A 17,447-nucleotide genomic window follows, 5' to 3' on the forward strand; every position below is an offset into this window, starting at 1 on the left:
TTTATCCTTCATTTTCTAATATGAGTTTTTTAAGAACAGCCATTCTAATGGCCACTCCATTTTTAACTTGTTTTAAAACTAAAGTTCTTTCATCGCTCATCATTTCATCGCTTATGTCAATATTGCGATTTACAGGGCCTGGATGTAGTAAAATAAGCTTTTTATCTTTTACTAAGCTTTTTTGAATGCAAAAATCATTTGCATAGTCTTTAAGTGAAGCGTAAACGGTTTTATTATGTCTTTCTGTTTGTGTTCTAAGACTCATGATGATATCTGAATTTGCTATGATATTCTCATCAAGCTTATAATGTTTTTTAAGATGAGTATTAGGCATAAAATGTGGTGGAGCTACTAGGGTAATATCAAGATTAAATCTGCTTAAAAGTTCTATATTGGACGCTGCAACGCGGGAATTTTTGATATCACCTACGATGCAAATTTTCTTACCTTCGACATCGGCTTGAAAATGATTATAAATAGTGAATAAATCTAGCAAAGCTTGGGTAGGATGGGCGTGTTTTCCATCTCCTCCATTAACAACTGGACAATGCATATGCTTTGCTAATATCAAAGGAACTCCTGAGTTTGCGTGTCTTACAACAATAGCATTAGGACTCATGGCATCTAAATTAGCAGCAGTATCATAAAGAGTTTCTCCTTTGCTAGAGCTTGATCTTGAAACATCAAGGCGTAAAACCCTAGCACCCAATCTTCTTGCAGCGCTTTCAAAAGATGAAAGGGTGCGTGTAGAATTTTCAAAAAAAATTGTCGTGATACTTTTTCCTTTAAGAAAAGTTCTAGGTTTTTCATCTAAGAAATCACTTGCTTCTTTAAAAAGCTCCATAATTTCGACTTTATTAAAATCCTTTGTAGTGATGAGATGACGCATGTTTTTACCTTATTTGATATTGTAATTTAATTCATTTTTAGAACAAATTGCTGTAAAAAGAACATCTGTAGAACTATTTAAAGCAGTTTCAACACTATCTTGAATAACCCCTATAATAAAACCTATGGCAACTACCTTCATAGCAATATCATAGTCTATATTAAATAAAGAACAAGCCAAAGGTATAAGCAGTAAAGATCCGCCCGCAACTCCGCTAGCCCCACAAGCTGCAAAGGTAGCAATAATGCTTAATAAAAAGGCTTGCAAAAGACTGATTTCTATACCAACGGTATTGGCTGCAGTAAGACTTAAAATAGCTATAGTAACTGCCGCTCCTGCCATGTTGATAGTAGCTCCTAAAGGTATAGAAATGCCATAAAATTCTTTATCTATGCCAAGTTTGGCGCAAAGTGCCATATTTACAGGAATATTTGCTGCCGAACTTCTTGTAAAAAAAGCAAAAAATGCACTGTGCCTTAAGCAGATAAAAATTAAAGGAAAAGGATTTTTTCTTGTATAAAAAAAGACTATTAAAGCATTGATAACAAAAGTAACAAAAAGCATAGTAGTTACAAGTAAAATTAAGAGTTTTGCATAGCTTATCAAACCTTGCGCTCCTGTTTGTGCTACAGAATTAGCTACAAGTCCAAAAATTCCAAAAGGAGCAAGTTTTACTACAAATTTAACAATTTTCAAAACCCCTTCGTTAATATCTATAAAAACTTGTTTTGCTTCGTTAGAACAGTGTTTTAATGCTATACCTCCAGCTATTGCCCAGGTTAAAATTCCTAAATAATTTCCGCTTGAAAGAGCATTTATAGGATTATCGACAATTTTAAATAAAAGATCTTTAAAAATCTCACTCATGTGGGTTGGAGATGAGTTTGTAGCGGTTTGAATTCCATCTAAAACAAGCTTTACGGGGAAGAAAAAATTAGCAAGAACCGCACAAGCTGAAGCAAGAAAGGTGCCTACTATATACAAAATGATAATATTTTTGATCTTAGTACCACTTTGAGAAAAATCTTTAGTGCAAATTGAGATTAAAATTAAAATAAAAACAAGCATAGGAGCGATAGCTTTTAAGGCACTTGTAAAAAGTATTCCGAGTAAATTTGCAATTTCAGATATTTCTTTAGAACTAATGCCTATAAGTATTCCTAGTACTATACCTATGCAAATTTGAACTATGAGGTTGCCTTTAGCGTAGCCTTGAATGATTTTAGAAAACATAAAAACCTTTTAAATATTTTTTATATTAGAAGTTGATTTTAACTAACTTTTGCTTAATTTTAGAGAATTTTTAATTTATCAAGCTTTGATAAGTTTATTTGGATACAATTGTGGTTCATTTTAAATGAAAGGACTTTTTATGTATCTATTCACTTCAGAAGTCGTAAGTGCAGGTCATCCAGACAAGTGCGCTGATATAATCGCTGATACGATAGTGGATATACTCTTGAAAAATGACAAAAATTCAAGGGTGGCGAGTGAGGTTTTTGTCGCAGGAAATAAGGTTGTGATAGGAGGCGAAGTTAAATCAAATCACAAGCTTAGTAAAGCTGATTACGATAATTTAGTTAAAGATGTTTTAAAAAATATTGGTTATGACGGAGCAGGGCATTTTAGCAAAGAGCAGTGTTTGCATCCTGATGAGGTTGATGTTATGGTGTTTTTAAATGAACAAAGCCCCGATATCAACCAAGGCGTCGATCAAGAAGATGGTGAAACAGGAGCAGGTGATCAAGGCATTATGTTTGGTTTTGCAAGTTGTGAAGCTGAGGAATATATGCCAGCAGCTATTAGTTATGCAAGAATGCTATGTGATAGAGTTTATGCTTATGCAAAAGCAAATCCACATGAACTTGGAGTGGATATTAAAACTCAAGTAACTATTGATTATGGCACTAAGGCAAATTTTGAAAATTGCAAACCGCAAAGTATTCATACTATAGTGGTTTCTGCGCCTTGTGTTGAAAGTATGAAAATAGAAGATTTAAGATCTTTGGTAATGAAACTTATTTTGGATAGTAATTTACCAAAAGAGCTTTTTGATCCGAATAAAACTAGAATTTTAATCAATCCAACTGGTAAATATATCAATCACTCTTCTTTGCATGATAGTGGTTTAACAGGAAGAAAACTTATAGTAGATAGTTTTGGAGGTTATTCTCCAATAGGTGGTGGTGCGCAATCGAGCAAAGATTATACTAAAGTTGATAGAAGTGGGCTTTATGCAGGTAGATGGCTAGCTAAAAACATAGTTGCAGCAGGACTTGCTAAAAAATGTATCGTTCAACTTAGTTATGCTATAGGTGTTGCAAAACCTACTTCGGTAAGCGTGGATTGTATGGGCACAAATACTAGTGTAAATGACGATGTTTTAAGTGGTTTTGTAATGCAAAATTTCTCTTTAACGCCAAATTGGATCCGTGATAAATTTCATCTGGATAAACCAAGTAAAGAAACTTTTCTTTATGCGGATGTAGCAGCTCGTGGGCAAGTAGGACAAAAGGACTATCCTTGGGAAAAACTTGATGCCCTAGAACAGTTTAAAAAGCTACTTTAAAAAATTAACAATATTATACAAGCTTAAATAAGGCTTGTATAATTATAAAGAATTAATGAAGTTATATTAATTTTTGACTTAGAGGGATATTTTTCAATATCCCCCATAAATATAAAAGTTAGGAAGGAAGCTAAATTAATTTAGCTTTGGGGTAAAAACCCCTCTAAGTCAAAATATTATTTGATAGAATTATAATATAAAATAACTTAAATTACTTTAAAATTAAAATTTTAATATTATTTTTTATCATTAAATATTTCTTTGGATAAATTTGTCCAATCTTTACTTAAAAGTTTTTTAGGGAGTATAACTATATTCTCTTTGCCATTTGTAGCATGATAAACACTAACCCCATATTTACTCGCATAAAATTTCATTAAGAGTTGTTGGAGTTTGTATTCGCTGCTATTATTAAACCAAGCATTGTTGCTTAGAGCTATAATAATTTGTGAATTTTGATAGTTTTGTTCTTTGGTAGCTTCATAACAAATTGCATTTGTAATAATTTGATTGTCTAATTTATATTTGCTTTGTATAGGACCTTGGGAAAATTCTTCAATATTTTTAAGAAAATATTTTTTTATTAAGTCTTTAAAAAATGGAATTTCTTCACCAAAGGGAACTAAAAAATGCTTATTTAAAATATAGACATTACCTTTTTTAAAGATATAAGTGCTATTGTAAGTATGTTTTTTTTCAACATGAAATGCTCCCGTAATAATGGTAATTTTATAAGATAATTCTTTAAGTATAAGTTCATATTTGGTATTTTTTAAATCAAAAGCAAAAGCGGTTTCAGGCAAGATTACAAGTTCTTTTTTTTCATTTATAGCTTGAAATATATCTTGAATTAGGATATCAGAATTTGATTTTAAATTTTCTTGTAAAAATTTTTGATCTTGAGAAATATTAGTATTGATGAGTTTGTAGTTTAAATTAAGAGTTTGAGCTTGTTTTTCATTATATTGAAATCCACTAAAGAATAAAATAAGAACAATCGCTATTTTATAATATCTTGATATATAACCCTCATAGATGAAATATGCTATTAAAAATATGCAAATAATGCCACGATAACTTGGGTCAAAAAAACCATAAACTGTAAAAATTCCCCAATTAAGCCAATCAAATCCTAAAGGATGGATAAAACTTATGCAAAAAATTCCACAAAGTCTTAAAAAATCAAATTTTAATAAATAACATAATCTAAAAAGTAGTCCATAAATAAAACCAATGATAATTGGTATAATTGGCACTAAATAGTTTAGATTAAAATAAATTGAAGATAAACCAATCCACCAAAACCAAAGAATCCCTACAAAAAAACCTATCCAAAAATATTGTTTAGAATTTTTACTTTTTAGAAGTAAAACTAACCCCCAAATAGCTAAAAATGGGCTAATAGTTTGTGTAAAAATATTTTCAAAAAATGATAGATAAATAGAATTTGAAAGTAAAATTGCAATAAAAAAGACTTTTATTATTTTAAAAATGATAGAATTAGTGTTTAATTTTTTTGGAATAAAGGAAAAATATGGCAGAAAATTCAATTTTAACTTCATTGTTACCTCTTGTAGTGTTATTTGCAATTTTTTATTTCTTGGTGATCAGACCGCAACAAAAACAAGCAAAAGCACATAAACAAATGCTTGAGTCTTTGCAAAAAGGAGATAAAATCATCACTAATGGCGGACTTATTTGTGAAGTCGTAAAACCAGAGGAGGATTTTATCAAAGTTAAGCTTAATGAAGACAATGTTACTGCAAAAATTTCAAGAGAATTTATAGCAAAGAAAATTGATGCGTAATTCTAAAATCAATTATCGCTTGATTATTTTTATAGCGGTATTTATTTTTGGAGTGGCTTTTTCACTCCCTTCTTTTTTGCAGTCAGAACGTGGTGCGAAGATTAATTTAGGGCTTGATTTGCAAGGCGGGCTTTATATGCTCTTAGGTGTAGATAATGAAGAAGCTGTAAAATCTAAAATAAAATCAATTGCATCTTCATTGAGTTATTCTTTTAATAAAGAAAATATTTTAAATAATGGCTTAAATACCCATGATGATATTTTAGAATTTACTTTGCTTGATAATGCAGATATTGCAAAAGTTGAAAATTTGCTTAAAGAAATAAAAGGAATTAATATACAAAGTGAAAATATGCACTATAAAATTTCTTTTACCTCAGAAGAAGTAAAAAATATAGAAAATTTTGCACTTTTGCAAGCAGTTGAAACCATAAGAAATAGGCTTGATCAATTTGGTTTAGCAGAGCCAACAGTTGCTAAACAAGGTGATGATAAGATTTTGGTTGAACTTGCAGGGATTAAAACCAAAGAAGATGAACTAAGAGCAAAAGAACGCATCACAAAAGCAGCACATTTGCAACTTATGGAAGTTGATGATTCTAAAATGGGTCAAGCTTCTACAATGAGTGATGCTGAGGCTGCGAGTTATGGACTGATTTTAGTGTCTGATTCTAGAAATCCAAATTTAAAATATACCTTAAAAAGCATACCTATTTTAGATGGATCTATGCTTACTGATGCTAGAGTAGGGATTAGTGATAAGAGTAATTATCCTGTAATTAATTTTACTTTAAATGCCGAGGGTTCTAAAAAATTTGCTGATTATACAGGAGCAAATGTTGGAAAGCGTCTTGCTATTGTACTTGATAATAAAGTGTATTCTGCTCCATCTATCAATGAACGCATAGGTGGAGGTAGTGGGCAAATCAGTGGAGCTTTTACCCAAGAAGAAGCGCGTGATGTGGCGGTAGCTTTAAGAAGTGGAGCTTTGCTTGCGCCTGTAAAATTACTTGAACAAAGAAGTATAGGACCATCTTTAGGTGCTGATAGTATTAAAATGAGTATGATAGCCTTAATCGGTGCATCGGTTTTTATTGTAATATTTATGATGATGTATTACGGTGTGGCAGGAATTTTTGCAAATATTGCAATGTTGGTTAATGTTTTGGTAGTAGTGGCTGTTATGGCTATGTTTGGAGCAACTTTAACTTTACCAGGGATGGCAGGACTTGTTTTAACTGTGGGTATGGCGGTAGATGCAAATGTGATTATCAATGAGCGCATACGAGAACTCTTGCGAGATGGAGTAAATATAAGAGCTAGTATAGAACAAGGTTATAAAAATGCTATGAGTGCGATTATAGATTCAAATATCACTTCTTTAGTTACTTCGGTAGCACTTTATGCCTATGGAACAGGAGCAGTTAAAGGTTTTGCTGTGACTTTGGGAATTGGTATTGTCGTTTCTATGATTACAGCTATTTTAGGAACTCACGGAATGTTTGATTATTTTATGCAACGCATAGAAAAAAGTAATAATACAAGATTTTGGTTTGGTTACAGGAGAAGATAATGCAGTTTTTTAGCGAAAAGAAAATTTATGATTTTATGAGAATGCGTTTTGCTGCTATTTCTCTTTCTTTTATTTTGTTTTTTGGTTCTATTTATTTGCTTTGGGATAGGGGTTTGCAATATGGTATTGATTTTAGCGGAGGAACTTTAGTTCAGCTTAAATATGAAAATGCAGCTCCTATAACACAAATCCGAGAAATTTTAGAAAAACAAGGAACTTTTCAAAATTTATCTGTAACTGAATTTGGAAGCAATGAAGAAGTAACCATACGCTTTTTAGGAAGCAACGATAATGTAAGCAATGATATAGGCGAGCATATAAGCACTCTTTTAAAGGATACGGGAAAATTTGAAGTGCGTCGTGCTGATGTGGTAGGTCCAAAAGTAGGTGATGAACTTAGAAATAAAGGACTTATGGCTATAGCTGTATCTTTGATAGCAATTTTAATTTATATAGCGTTGCGTTTTGAGTGGCGTTTTGCTCTTGCGGCTATAATCAGTGAAATTCATGATGTTGTGATTACTTTAGGGGCAATTTCTTTATTTAAAATTGATGTTAATTTAGATACTTTGGCTGCTGTTTTAACTGTGCTTGGGTACTCTTTGAATGATACAATTATTATTTTTGATAGAATCAGAGAAGGCATTAAAACAAGTAAAAAAACCGAACTTGCACCTATTATCAATGAAAGTGTTTCAGCAACTTTATCAAGAACGGTTTTAACTTCAGGGTTAACTTTAGCAACCGTTGTGATACTTTATTTCTTTGGCGGGGAAATGATACAAGGATTTTCTTTGACTTTAATTATAGGTATTATAGCGGGAACTTTAAGCTCTATTTTTGTTGCAAGTCCGACATTATTATGGTTTAAATTTAGTGTGCTTGAGTTTAGAAATAAAGAAATTGAAAAAGCAAAAAGAAAACAAGATAAAGAACGCAATCGTGCAATGTATGAAAAAGGAACAGTGTAAGGAGAATTTATGGCTTATGAAGCAAGTTTAATAGAAAAAAAATGGCAAAAAATTTGGGATGAAAATGAATATTTTGAGCCAAAAGATGATTTAAATTTGCCTAAAAAATATATTTTATCGATGTTTCCTTATCCTAGCGGACGCATTCACATGGGGCATGTAAGAAATTATACTATAGGTGATGCTTTAGCAAGATATTATCGCAAGATAGGATTTAATGTTTTACATCCTATAGGTTTTGATAGCTTTGGTATGCCTGCTGAAAACGCAGCTATTAAACATAAAATTCATCCTAAGTCATGGACTTATGAAAATATAGCTTATATGAAAAAAGAACTTTTTTCTTTAGGTTTTTCTTTTTCTAAAAAAAGAATGCTTGCTACTTCAGATCCACTTTATACAAAATTTGAGCAAGAATTTTTTATTAAGATGTTTGAAAAAGGTTTGATTTACACTAAAGAAGCAAATGTGAATTGGTGTGAGCAAGATCAAACGGTTTTGGCTAATGAGCAAGTTGAAGACGGAAAATGTTGGCGTTGTGGTCATGAAGTGGTGCAGAAAAAAATGCCAGGTTATTATGTAAAAATCACTGCTTATGCTGAGGAACTTTTAAAAGATTTAGAAGAATTAAAAGATAAATGGCCTAATCAAGTTTTAACTATGCAAGAAAATTGGATTGGTAAAAGCGAAGGTTTGGAATTTTCTTTAAATTTAGACGAAGAAAGCAAGCAAAAAACTAAAGAAAGTTCTTTAGAAGTTTTTACTACAAGAGCAGATACAATTTATGGAGTTTCGTATATCGCTTTAGCTCCAGAACATAAAATTGTTCAAAATTTGCTTTCGCAAAATTTATTAAATCAAGATGTATTAAATAAAATCAAAGCTATTCAAAATCAAAGCCCAAGAGAAAGACAAAGTTCTGAAAAAGAAGGTTATTTTTTAGGAATTTATGCCATTCATCCTTTAAGCGGAGAAAAAATTCCTTTATGGGTGGCTAATTTTGTCTTGGCTGATTATGGTAGTGGAGCGGTTATGGCTGTTCCAGCTCATGATGAAAGAGATTTTGAATTTGCAACAAAATATAATCTTGCCATCAAACAAGTTATTCAAACTCAAGAAAATTTACCTTATACGCAAAAATCAGGAAAATTAATCCATAGTCAAGAATTTGATAATCTTGATTGTAATGAGGGAAGATTAAAAATTATTTCTCAGTTTGAAGCTAAAAATATAGGAAAAAGGGTTGTAAATTTTAAAATTCGTGATTGGGGTGTTTCGCGTCAAAGATATTGGGGTGCGCCTATTCCTATGATTAAATGTCAAAGCTGTGGTATAGTACCTCAAAAACTAGAAAATTTACCTATTACTCTGCCTGAAGATGTGCAAATTACAGGAGAGGGCAATCCACTTGATAAACATCCAACTTGGAAAAATTGTATTTGTCCCAAATGTGGCAAAGAGGCTCAAAAAGAAAGCGATACTTTAGATACTTTTTTTGAAAGTTCTTGGTATTTTGCACGTTTTGCAAGTGATGAGAAAACTTGGCAGGAAAAAGCTTTAGATGAAAAAAGTGTGAAGTATTGGATGAGTGTGGATCAGTATATAGGTGGTATTGAACATGCAATCTTGCATTTACTTTATGCGAGATTTTTCCAAAAAGCTTTAAGAGACTTGGGTTATTTAACGCAAAATGAACCTTTTGATAGACTTTTAACTCAAGGTATGGTGTTAAAAGATGGTGCTAAAATGTCAAAATCAAAAGGCAATGTTGTAGATCCTGATGAGATTATAGAAAAATACGGTGCTGATACCGCAAGACTTTTTATACTTTTTGCTGCGCCTCCGGCTAAAGAGCTTGAATGGAATGATGATGCTGTTGAAGGGGCTTATAGATTTATTTGCAAACTTTATGATAGGGCGCAAAATGTTAAAAAAGGTGAGCTTGTAGAATTAAAACAAGAAAATTTAAACAAAGAAGAAAAATATGCAAGATTAAAGGTATATGAAGCTTTGAAAAAATCTTTTGAAGTTTATCATCAAAGTTTTGCTTTTAATACTTTAATTGCAGCTTGCATGGAAGCTTTAAACGCTTTAGCGCTTTGTAAAAATGAAGCTTTGGAGCAAGAGGCTTTTTATATTATTTTAAATATTTTAGAGCCTATTATTCCTCATGTTTGTTTTGAGCTTAGCGAGGAGCTTTTTAAATGTAAAAATTTCAAAAAATTAGAACTTAAAGAAGAGGTTTTTGTAAAAGATACTTTAAATTTAGCTGTAAGTATTAATGGTAAAAAAAGGGCTGAATTTGAAATTTCAAGTAGTGCGAGCAAAGAAGAAATTTTAGCTTTTGCAAAAGAAAATACTGCTAAATGGCTTGAAGGTAAGAGTATAGTTAAAGAAATTTATGTGGAAGGAAAGCTAGTTAATCTAGTGATTAAATGAAAAAGATTTTAATTTTTTGTATAGGTTTATTTTTAGGTGCTTGTGGATATGTTCCTACATCAAAAATCGCTAATAATATTTTCGATGAGAAAGTTTATGTTAATGTTGAATTAAGTCAACAAGACCCAAAAAATAGTATCTATGTTGCCGATACTTTAAAAGAAATGGTAATTTCAAAATTAGGGCGTAAACTTGCTTTAAAACACGAGGCAGATGATGTAATTAATGTTAAAATGAATAATTTAGAATTTATTCCTTTAGCTTATGATAAAAATGGCTATGTTATTAGTTATAAAGCTAAATTAAATTTAGATTTTAATGTTGTCTTTAAAGATGGTTCAAGTCAGGCTTTTAGTACAAGTGGAAGTTATAATTTTGAAATTTCTCCAAATAGTATTATTAGTGATTCTGCAAGGTATGAGGCTATTCGAGCAGCTTCAAGCGAGGCATTTGATGAGTTTATTTCCGTAATTGCTATTAAAGGGCAAAAACGTGATTCCAAATACTAATGAAATAGCAAAGCAAACTTTAATTGCATTAAAAGAAAGAAAACTAAAACCAACTCCTGAAAATTATACGGAAATTTTTGAAGAATTATCTTTAAAATATGGTATCACAAGCTCAAATAAAGCTAAACTTGACAAATACAAAACCTTGCTTTTACCGATTTATCAACAAGAATTAAATTCTAAAACTATAAGAAGTTTAGAAGAACTAATTAGTTTTTTAATTTCTGTTTTAAATAGACAAAGCGGAAAACAATTTAGTGAATTTTTTGATTTTTTATATACCATATCTAAAACTTTGCAAATAAGTAAGGATAAAAAGATAAGAGATTTGGCTAAGGTGACTTCGATTAGAATTTCTAAAACTATGGATAGTGAAAGTATTTACTTGCTTACTAAAAAATGGAAAGAGCTTGAAAGAAATTACGATGAAAATGACTTAGAAGAACAAGCTCGTAAATATGGCATTAGTAAATATGATGATTATGATAGCGTGATTAAAAAACTCTTAGTTAAACTTGAAGAGCGCAGTTATGAGCACTTTAGTGAATTATTATGCTTGGGTTTAAATCCTTCATTGGTAGAAGATTTAAAAATTCAAGGTTTTATACAAAATTTAACACAAAAGCCTTTTGTAATAGGCGAAGAAAATTTTAAAAATGAACTAATGGAATTTATAAATCATCGTATAATGGTTGATAATATGTATGTCCAAAAAAATTTAAATTTTTTTAATGATAATCTAAAAAAAATCTATGAATTGCTTGTCTTGCTTAATAAATCGAATGAAAAAAATATGGATTTTATCAATACTTTAAAACCAGATGAAAATGGGGAAGTAAAACTTAGTTTTGAGGATTTAAAACTAAAATTTAAAAAACTTGGAGAAAAAATTACATCTTTAAATAATCAAATTGAATTCACGCAAAGCTTGGAGGAGAGAGAGGCTTGGAGTGTTCTTAAAGAGCTTGATAAAATGGATGAAAATTTTAATAAGTATAAAGTTAATTATTCTTTAGCTTTATTTTCTATAGTAAATTACCGTTTCATTATGGAAAAATATGGTATGGGAAGTTTGAATGAAATTTTTGTTCGATTTAAAAAAATTTTAAAAGATTCTTGTAGCGAATTTGATGAGCTGTGGATGATAGATGAAAAGAGTTATTTGATTGTTTCACCGGGAAAAAGTAAAGAAGAAATCATTCAACTTGTAAATACAAATCTTAAAACTATAGAAAATTTTAGATTTATTTATAAGCAAGATATCATAACACCTAAAATTCATGTGGCTTATCTTGATAAACAAAGTAAGCCAAATATTAATATTTTGGATGAGTTGATACAGCAGATTTCAACAGTTGATGAACAAATATAATGAAAGTTGAGAATTTTTTAGCTCAAAAAAGTATAAATTACGATAAAATTGATCGTTTTTTGATGTTTAGAATGTATGAAAAATATAAGAAATATTTTAAAAATATTCCTATAATTCAACTTGTAGGCACAAATGGTAAAGGTAGTACGGGTAGATATTTAACCCAACTTTTAGAAAATTTAAATTATAAAATAGGGCATTATACTAGCCCCCACATTTTCAGTTTTAATGAAAGATTTTATCTTGATGGTAAGATTGCAAATGATGAAGAATTAGAACAAGCTCATATAAGACTTGAAGAAATTTTTAAACAAGACTTGCAAAAATTAAGTTATTTCGAATATGCTACTTTTTTAGCTATGATTTTATTTCAAAAATGCGATTTCATTGTTTTAGAAGCAGGAGTGGGTGGAGAATATGATGCTACTTCTGTTTTTGAAAGAAGAATGAATATTTTTACAAGAATTGGATTTGACCATATTCAAATTTTGGGCAATTCTTTAGAAGATATTGCAAGAACCAAGCTTAAAGTTATGGCTCCTATAGCACTTATAAGTGATGAGCAAGAGCAAAATGTTTTAAATTTAGCAAAAAAAATTGCTTTTTTAAAAAAAGCTAATTTGCAAGTTTCTTCCTTAAATCCTTTTTTGAAAGAAAAATTTGAGATTTATTGTAAAAAGTTTGTTTTACCTTGTTTTTTAAAGCATAATTTAAAGCTTGCATTAAAGGCTTGTGAAATTTTAACTTCGCAAGAAAAAACCTTAGAAGCTTTAAAAAAGTTACAAGAGTTAAATTTACAAGGAAGATGCCAAGAAATTTCTCCAAATTTTTTTGTTGATGTGGGTCATAATCCCATGGCTGCTAAGGCTATGCTTGATAAATTTCAAGGAGAAAAAATAAATCTTATTTATAATGCTTATTTGGATAAGGATATTTTTCAAATTTTAAATACATTAAAGCCTATTATTGATACAATACAAATATATAAATATAAAAGTGCAGAACGAAAGCTGGCCGATGATGAAATTTATAGTATTGCATCAAAGCTAGGCATACAATGCAAAGAATTTGTAAAATTAGAAGAGAATAAAAAAAATCTAGTTTTTGGTTCTTTTATGCTGGTAGAAAATTTTTTAAAGGAGTGGTGTGGTAAAAAATAAATTCACTATTACCATTACAGATATTAACGGTTCAAGACATTTTTATTTAAATCAAATAATCAAAAAAATAGTTTTTTATACTATTGCTTTTATTGTTTTATTTTTAGTTTTTAGTGGTTTTTATATCAAATATCTCGATAGCAAACTTAGCGATATCAGTGAAAAGCGTGAGGAGCTTTTGAAAAAAAGCAAAGAATTGGAATTATCTAATTCGCAAATGCAAAAAAGCATAGAAGAAAAAACTCAGCAGTATGCAGCTATAGAAGATAAAATAGCTTCTTTTGAAGAGGCTTTGGGCTTAGAAGCAGAAAATAATCTTACAATTAGTGCAAGACTTGATAATCTTCAGCTTACCAATGAGCAGCAACTTGGAATTTTGGGACAAATTCCTAATGGATGGCCTATTGAAAATAAAGGTATTACAGGAAATTTTGGCTGGAGAGAGCATCCGCTTTTAAAAAGAAGGGAATTTCATCCTGGTATTGATTTAAGAGCGGAAATTGGTACTCCTATTTATGCACCAGCAAGTGGAGTAGTGGAATTTTCAGGTTATAGTGATAACGGCTATGGTTATAATGTAATTTTATTGCATAATTTTGGTTTTAAAACAGTATTTGCTCATATGATGCGCAAAGAAGTAGTCAAAGCAGGTCAATTTGTTAGCAAGGGGCAGTTGATAGGTTATAGTGGCAATACAGGTCTTTCTACGGGGCCGCATTTGCACTATGAGGTAAGGTTTATTAATAAAACTTTAGAACCTTTGTATTTTTTAAATTTGCAAAGAAAAAATATGAATGATTTTTTTAATCAAGAAAGGAGAGTTCCATGGCAATCTTTAATAAAGGCGGTATCAGCCCAACATCCAGCTCTAGCTCAGAAACAACAGTAATTTCTTCAGGTGCGAGAATTGAGGGTAAATTTTATTTTGCTTCTATGCTTCATGTTGATGGAGAGTTAAGTGGTATTATTCATTCTGAAAGCATTGTGGTTATCGGAAAAAATGGAAATTTAAAAGGTGAATTACAAGCAGATAAAATTGTAGTAAATGGGTATTTTGAAGGGCAACTTGAGGCCAATAGTTTAGAAATTTTAGCAGGCGGAGTTGTTAATGGCGATATTTCAACGCAAAAAATTTCTATAGAAAATGGCGGTCGTTTTAATGGAACTAGTAAAATTAAAGAAGATACTATCAAACTTATTGAAAATAATAACGAAGAATAATGCAAGCTTCATTTTATGAATACCTACAAAATCCAAAAATTTGTGAACTTTTGCTTTGTAAAGATGAAAAACAAGCAGATTTACTTGCTCAAGTTTCACGATTTAAGGGTTTAAAAACCTTTGTTTTACCTGATTTTAGAGCGCAGTTTGGAGATGATTTAAGGGCTTTTTCTAAAGAACTTTTTGATCTTTGCAAGATTTTAAATGCTTATCATAAAGAAGAAGAAAAAAAAATCCTTATTTCTCCTTTAAATACTGTTTTAAAAAAACTTCCTTCAAAAAAACATTTACAAAATTATCATATCGATAAAAAACAAAATTTTGATTTGAAATGTTTTGAAGATGAAATTTCAAGATTGGGATACGAATTTGTAGATATAGTTCAGGATAAAGGTGAAATTTCAATTCGTGCGGATATTATTGATATTTTTTGTATCAATGAAGAAAATCCTATTAGAATTTTGCTTTTTGGCGAAGAGATTGAAAGTATAAGATATTTTGATTTGCAAAGTCAAAAGTCTATTCCTAACGAACTAGAACATTTTGAAATTTGTCCTTTTTTAAAATATTTTGACAAAGAAAATTATGAAATTTTTAAGGACAAATTAGAAGATTTTCAAAGTGATACTTTAATACATGATATCAATTCTTTAGGGTTTTGGTGTATTGATGATTTTTTTGATTATTTAGAACTTGATTTTTTAGCTTGTGAAAAGTTTGATATTAACGAATATGAAAAAGATATAAGTTTTGTGAATGCAAAAATTTTACCTCAAGCTAAAAAATTTAAAGAATTGCAAAGTTCTTACAATAAAGATTTTTTTGAATTTCATAAAAATAAAAAAATCACACTTTTAGCTAAAAACGAAGCTTTATTTAAAGCTTTAGAGCTTGAAGATACTCAAAATATCTATTTTGTAAAAAGTGATTTAAGGCTTAATCTTATTAGTCCTGAAGAGCTAATCATTTCTTTAAATCAAAAAGAAAAACAAAAAACAAGAAAAAAAGCTAGTTTGATTATAGATGAGCTTAAAAATGGGGATTATATAGTACACGAAGATTACGGAGTGGGTAAATTTTTAGGTCTTGAGATGATAGTGATAAGCGGAGCAAAAAAAGAGTTTGTTGCTATAGAGTATCAAAATTCTGATAAGCTTTTATTACCAGTGGAAAATCTTTATTTGATTGATAAATATTTGGGCGTGAGTGGATCTATTCCAAGTTTAGACAAACTAGGTAAAACAAGCTTTATTAAACTTAAAGAAAAATTAAAAACTAAACTTTTAGCCATAGCTTCTGAAATTGTTATTATGGCAGCTAAAAGATCTTTAGTGCAAGCAAAAAAAATCACAGTGGATTTAAGTAGACAAGCTGATTTTATAGCTAGTGCGGGTTTTGTTTATACAAGTGATCAAGATAAAGCCTGCCATGAAATTTTGCAAGATTTTCAAAGTGGAAAAGTCATGGATAGGCTTTTAAGCGGTGATGTGGGTTTTGGAAAAACAGAAGTTGCTATGAATGCTATTTATCCAGTAGTTAAAAGCGGATTTTGCGCATTTTTATTTGCACCTACAACTTTGCTTTCTCATCAGCATTATAAAACCTTAAAAAAGCGTTTTGATCCTTTTGATATAGAGGTTTTTAAACTTGATCGCTTTACAAGTAGTGCAGAAAAAAAACAGGTTTTACAAAATTTAAAAGAAAATAAAGCTTGTGTAGTTGTAGGAACTCATGCACTTTTAAGTGTAGAATGTGAAAATTTAGCTCTTGTTATTATTGATGAAGAGCATAAATTTGGAGTGAAACAAAAAGAAAAGCTTAAGGAAATCACTCAAAATTCACATATTTTATCCATGTCAGCAACCCCTATACCAAGAAGCTTAAATCAAGCTTTAAGTTCTATAAAATCTTATAGTGTTTTACAAACTCCACCAGAAGATAGAATAGATGTAAGAACTTTTGTTAAAGAAAATGATGACGCACTTTTAAAAGAAGTTATAGCAAGAGAGTTAAGACGCAGTGGGCAAATTTTTTATATTCATAATCATATTGCAAGTATAGAGCAGTGTAAAAAGCATTTATTAGAACTTTTTTCTACTTTGCGTATTTTGATTTTACATTCTAAAATTGATGCTAAGGTGCAAGAAGAAGAAATGTTGAAATTTGAAAACAAAGAATATGATTTGCTTTTAAGTACCTCTATCGTAGAAAGTGGTATTGATTTACCTAATGCAAATACTATTATAGTAGAAAAAAGCGATCGTTTTGGTATGGCTGATTTACACCAATTGCGTGGGCGCGTGGGAAGAAGTGACAAGCAAGGCTATTGTTATTTTTTAATCGAAGATAAAAATATTATCACAAAAGATGCTTTAAAGCGCCTTGTTTCCTTAGAAAGTAATTCTTTTTTAGGTGCAGGATCTGTTTTGGCTTATCATGATCTTGAAATTCGTGGCGGTGGAAATTTATTAGGCGTGGATCAAAGCGGACATATCGAGCAAATTGGATATAGTCTATATCTTAAAATGTTAGAAGATGAACTTAATGCTTTAAGTAAAAATGAAGTGGATCAAAAAGAAAATAAACTTGATTTAAAACTCAATGTTAATGCCTTTTTAAACAGCGAACTTATCAGCGAAGATCGCTTAAGATTAGAACTTTATAGAAGGCTTAGTAAGTGTGAGCAAGTTCATGAGGTTTATGAGATTGAAGGTGAAATTGAAGATCGTTTTGGAAAACTTGATGTTTGTACTAAACAATTTTTATCTTTGATTATTATTAAAATTTTAGCTTTAAATAAATTTAAAAGTATTAGCAACTATGAGCAAAATATTCAATTTACTGCTTTAAATGATGAAAAAGAATTTATCAAGGCAAAAAGTAAAGACGATGATGATATTTTAGAGGCAATTTTAATGCATTTAAGAAAGGCTTAAA

At 30.2% G+C, this 17,447-nt stretch carries 14 protein-coding genes; 11 read left to right on the forward strand and 3 right to left on the reverse strand.

Features of this window, described 5'->3' with window-relative positions:
• Nucleotide 1 precedes the first annotated feature (1 nt).
• Both ELQ07_RS01010 and sstT read right to left on the reverse strand, forming a co-directional pair.
• Complete coding sequence (locus ELQ07_RS01010; protein WP_057042803.1) at nt 2–889, reverse strand: aspartate carbamoyltransferase catalytic subunit; 888 nt, start codon at nt 887–889, stop codon at nt 2–4.
• 9 nt (nt 890–898) lie between these two features.
• Nucleotides 899–2,122 (reverse strand): serine/threonine transporter SstT, encoded by a 1,224-nt coding sequence (gene sstT / locus ELQ07_RS01015; RefSeq protein WP_070300964.1) that lies wholly within the window; start codon nt 2,120–2,122, stop codon nt 899–901.
• Nucleotides 2,123–2,261: 139 nt separating this feature from the next.
• On the opposite strand from sstT, the gene metK reads away from it, so the two are divergent.
• Nucleotides 2,262–3,458 carry a methionine adenosyltransferase gene (gene metK, locus ELQ07_RS01020; protein ID WP_088303561.1) on the forward strand — a complete coding sequence of 399 codons (1,197 nt, stop codon included), beginning with the start codon at nt 2,262–2,264 and terminating at the stop codon, nt 3,456–3,458.
• 236 nt (nt 3,459–3,694) lie between these two features.
• Here the strand turns inward: metK and ELQ07_RS01025 are convergent, their stop codons facing one another.
• Complete coding sequence (locus tag ELQ07_RS01025) at nt 3,695–5,020, reverse strand: apolipoprotein N-acyltransferase (RefSeq protein WP_134224616.1); 1,326 nt, start codon at nt 5,018–5,020, stop codon at nt 3,695–3,697.
• Here ELQ07_RS01025 and yajC point away from each other — a divergent pair.
• The 10 genes from yajC to ELQ07_RS01075 are packed head-to-tail and all read left to right on the forward strand — an operon-like array spanning nt 4,993 to nt 17,446.
• On the forward strand, nt 4,993–5,265 hold the full coding sequence (yajC, locus tag ELQ07_RS01030) for a preprotein translocase subunit YajC (RefSeq protein ID WP_002786346.1): 273 nt from the start codon (nt 4,993–4,995) through the stop codon (nt 5,263–5,265). The two genes, ELQ07_RS01025 and yajC, sit on opposite strands and share 28 nt — an antisense overlap.
• The gene (gene secD / locus ELQ07_RS01035) at nt 5,258–6,838 is read left to right on the forward strand and encodes a protein translocase subunit SecD (protein WP_057042809.1); all 1,581 of its coding nucleotides are present in this window, start codon (nt 5,258–5,260) and stop codon (nt 6,836–6,838) included. The genes yajC and secD overlap by 8 nt, the downstream gene beginning before the upstream one ends.
• Complete coding sequence (gene secF / locus ELQ07_RS01040) at nt 6,838–7,809, forward strand: protein translocase subunit SecF (RefSeq protein WP_057042810.1); 972 nt, start codon at nt 6,838–6,840, stop codon at nt 7,807–7,809. Before secD ends, secF begins: the two co-directional genes overlap by 1 nt.
• A gap of 9 nt (nt 7,810–7,818) precedes the next feature.
• Nucleotides 7,819–10,248 carry a leucine--tRNA ligase gene (gene leuS, locus ELQ07_RS01045; protein WP_134224617.1) on the forward strand — a complete coding sequence of 810 codons (2,430 nt, stop codon included), beginning with the start codon at nt 7,819–7,821 and terminating at the stop codon, nt 10,246–10,248.
• Entirely contained in the window at nt 10,245–10,757 is a 513-nt protein-coding gene (gene lptE / locus ELQ07_RS01050) for an LPS assembly lipoprotein LptE (RefSeq protein ID WP_002860199.1), read from the forward strand. Before leuS ends, lptE begins: the two co-directional genes overlap by 4 nt.
• Nucleotides 10,741–12,129 (forward strand): hypothetical protein, encoded by a 1,389-nt coding sequence (locus ELQ07_RS01055; protein ID WP_134224618.1) that lies wholly within the window; start codon nt 10,741–10,743, stop codon nt 12,127–12,129. Before lptE ends, ELQ07_RS01055 begins: the two co-directional genes overlap by 17 nt.
• Nucleotides 12,129–13,289 carry a folylpolyglutamate synthase/dihydrofolate synthase family protein gene (locus tag ELQ07_RS01060; protein ID WP_070317080.1) on the forward strand — a complete coding sequence of 387 codons (1,161 nt, stop codon included), beginning with the start codon at nt 12,129–12,131 and terminating at the stop codon, nt 13,287–13,289. The genes ELQ07_RS01055 and ELQ07_RS01060 overlap by 1 nt, the downstream gene beginning before the upstream one ends.
• Nucleotides 13,276–14,178: a M23 family metallopeptidase gene (locus ELQ07_RS01065; RefSeq protein ID WP_002866112.1), complete on the forward strand. Its 903-nt coding sequence runs from the start codon at nt 13,276–13,278 to the stop codon at nt 14,176–14,178. Before ELQ07_RS01060 ends, ELQ07_RS01065 begins: the two co-directional genes overlap by 14 nt.
• On the forward strand, nt 14,115–14,510 hold the full coding sequence (locus ELQ07_RS01070; RefSeq protein WP_002868630.1) for a polymer-forming cytoskeletal protein: 396 nt from the start codon (nt 14,115–14,117) through the stop codon (nt 14,508–14,510). Before ELQ07_RS01065 ends, ELQ07_RS01070 begins: the two co-directional genes overlap by 64 nt.
• Nucleotides 14,510–17,446 (forward strand): DEAD/DEAH box helicase, encoded by a 2,937-nt coding sequence (locus ELQ07_RS01075; RefSeq protein ID WP_134224619.1) that lies wholly within the window; start codon nt 14,510–14,512, stop codon nt 17,444–17,446. Before ELQ07_RS01070 ends, ELQ07_RS01075 begins: the two co-directional genes overlap by 1 nt.
• Nucleotide 17,447 lies beyond the last annotated feature (1 nt).

It is taken from the genome of Campylobacter sp. US55, assembly GCF_004378955.1.
Taxonomy (GTDB): domain Bacteria; phylum Campylobacterota; class Campylobacteria; order Campylobacterales; family Campylobacteraceae; genus Campylobacter_D; species Campylobacter_D jejuni.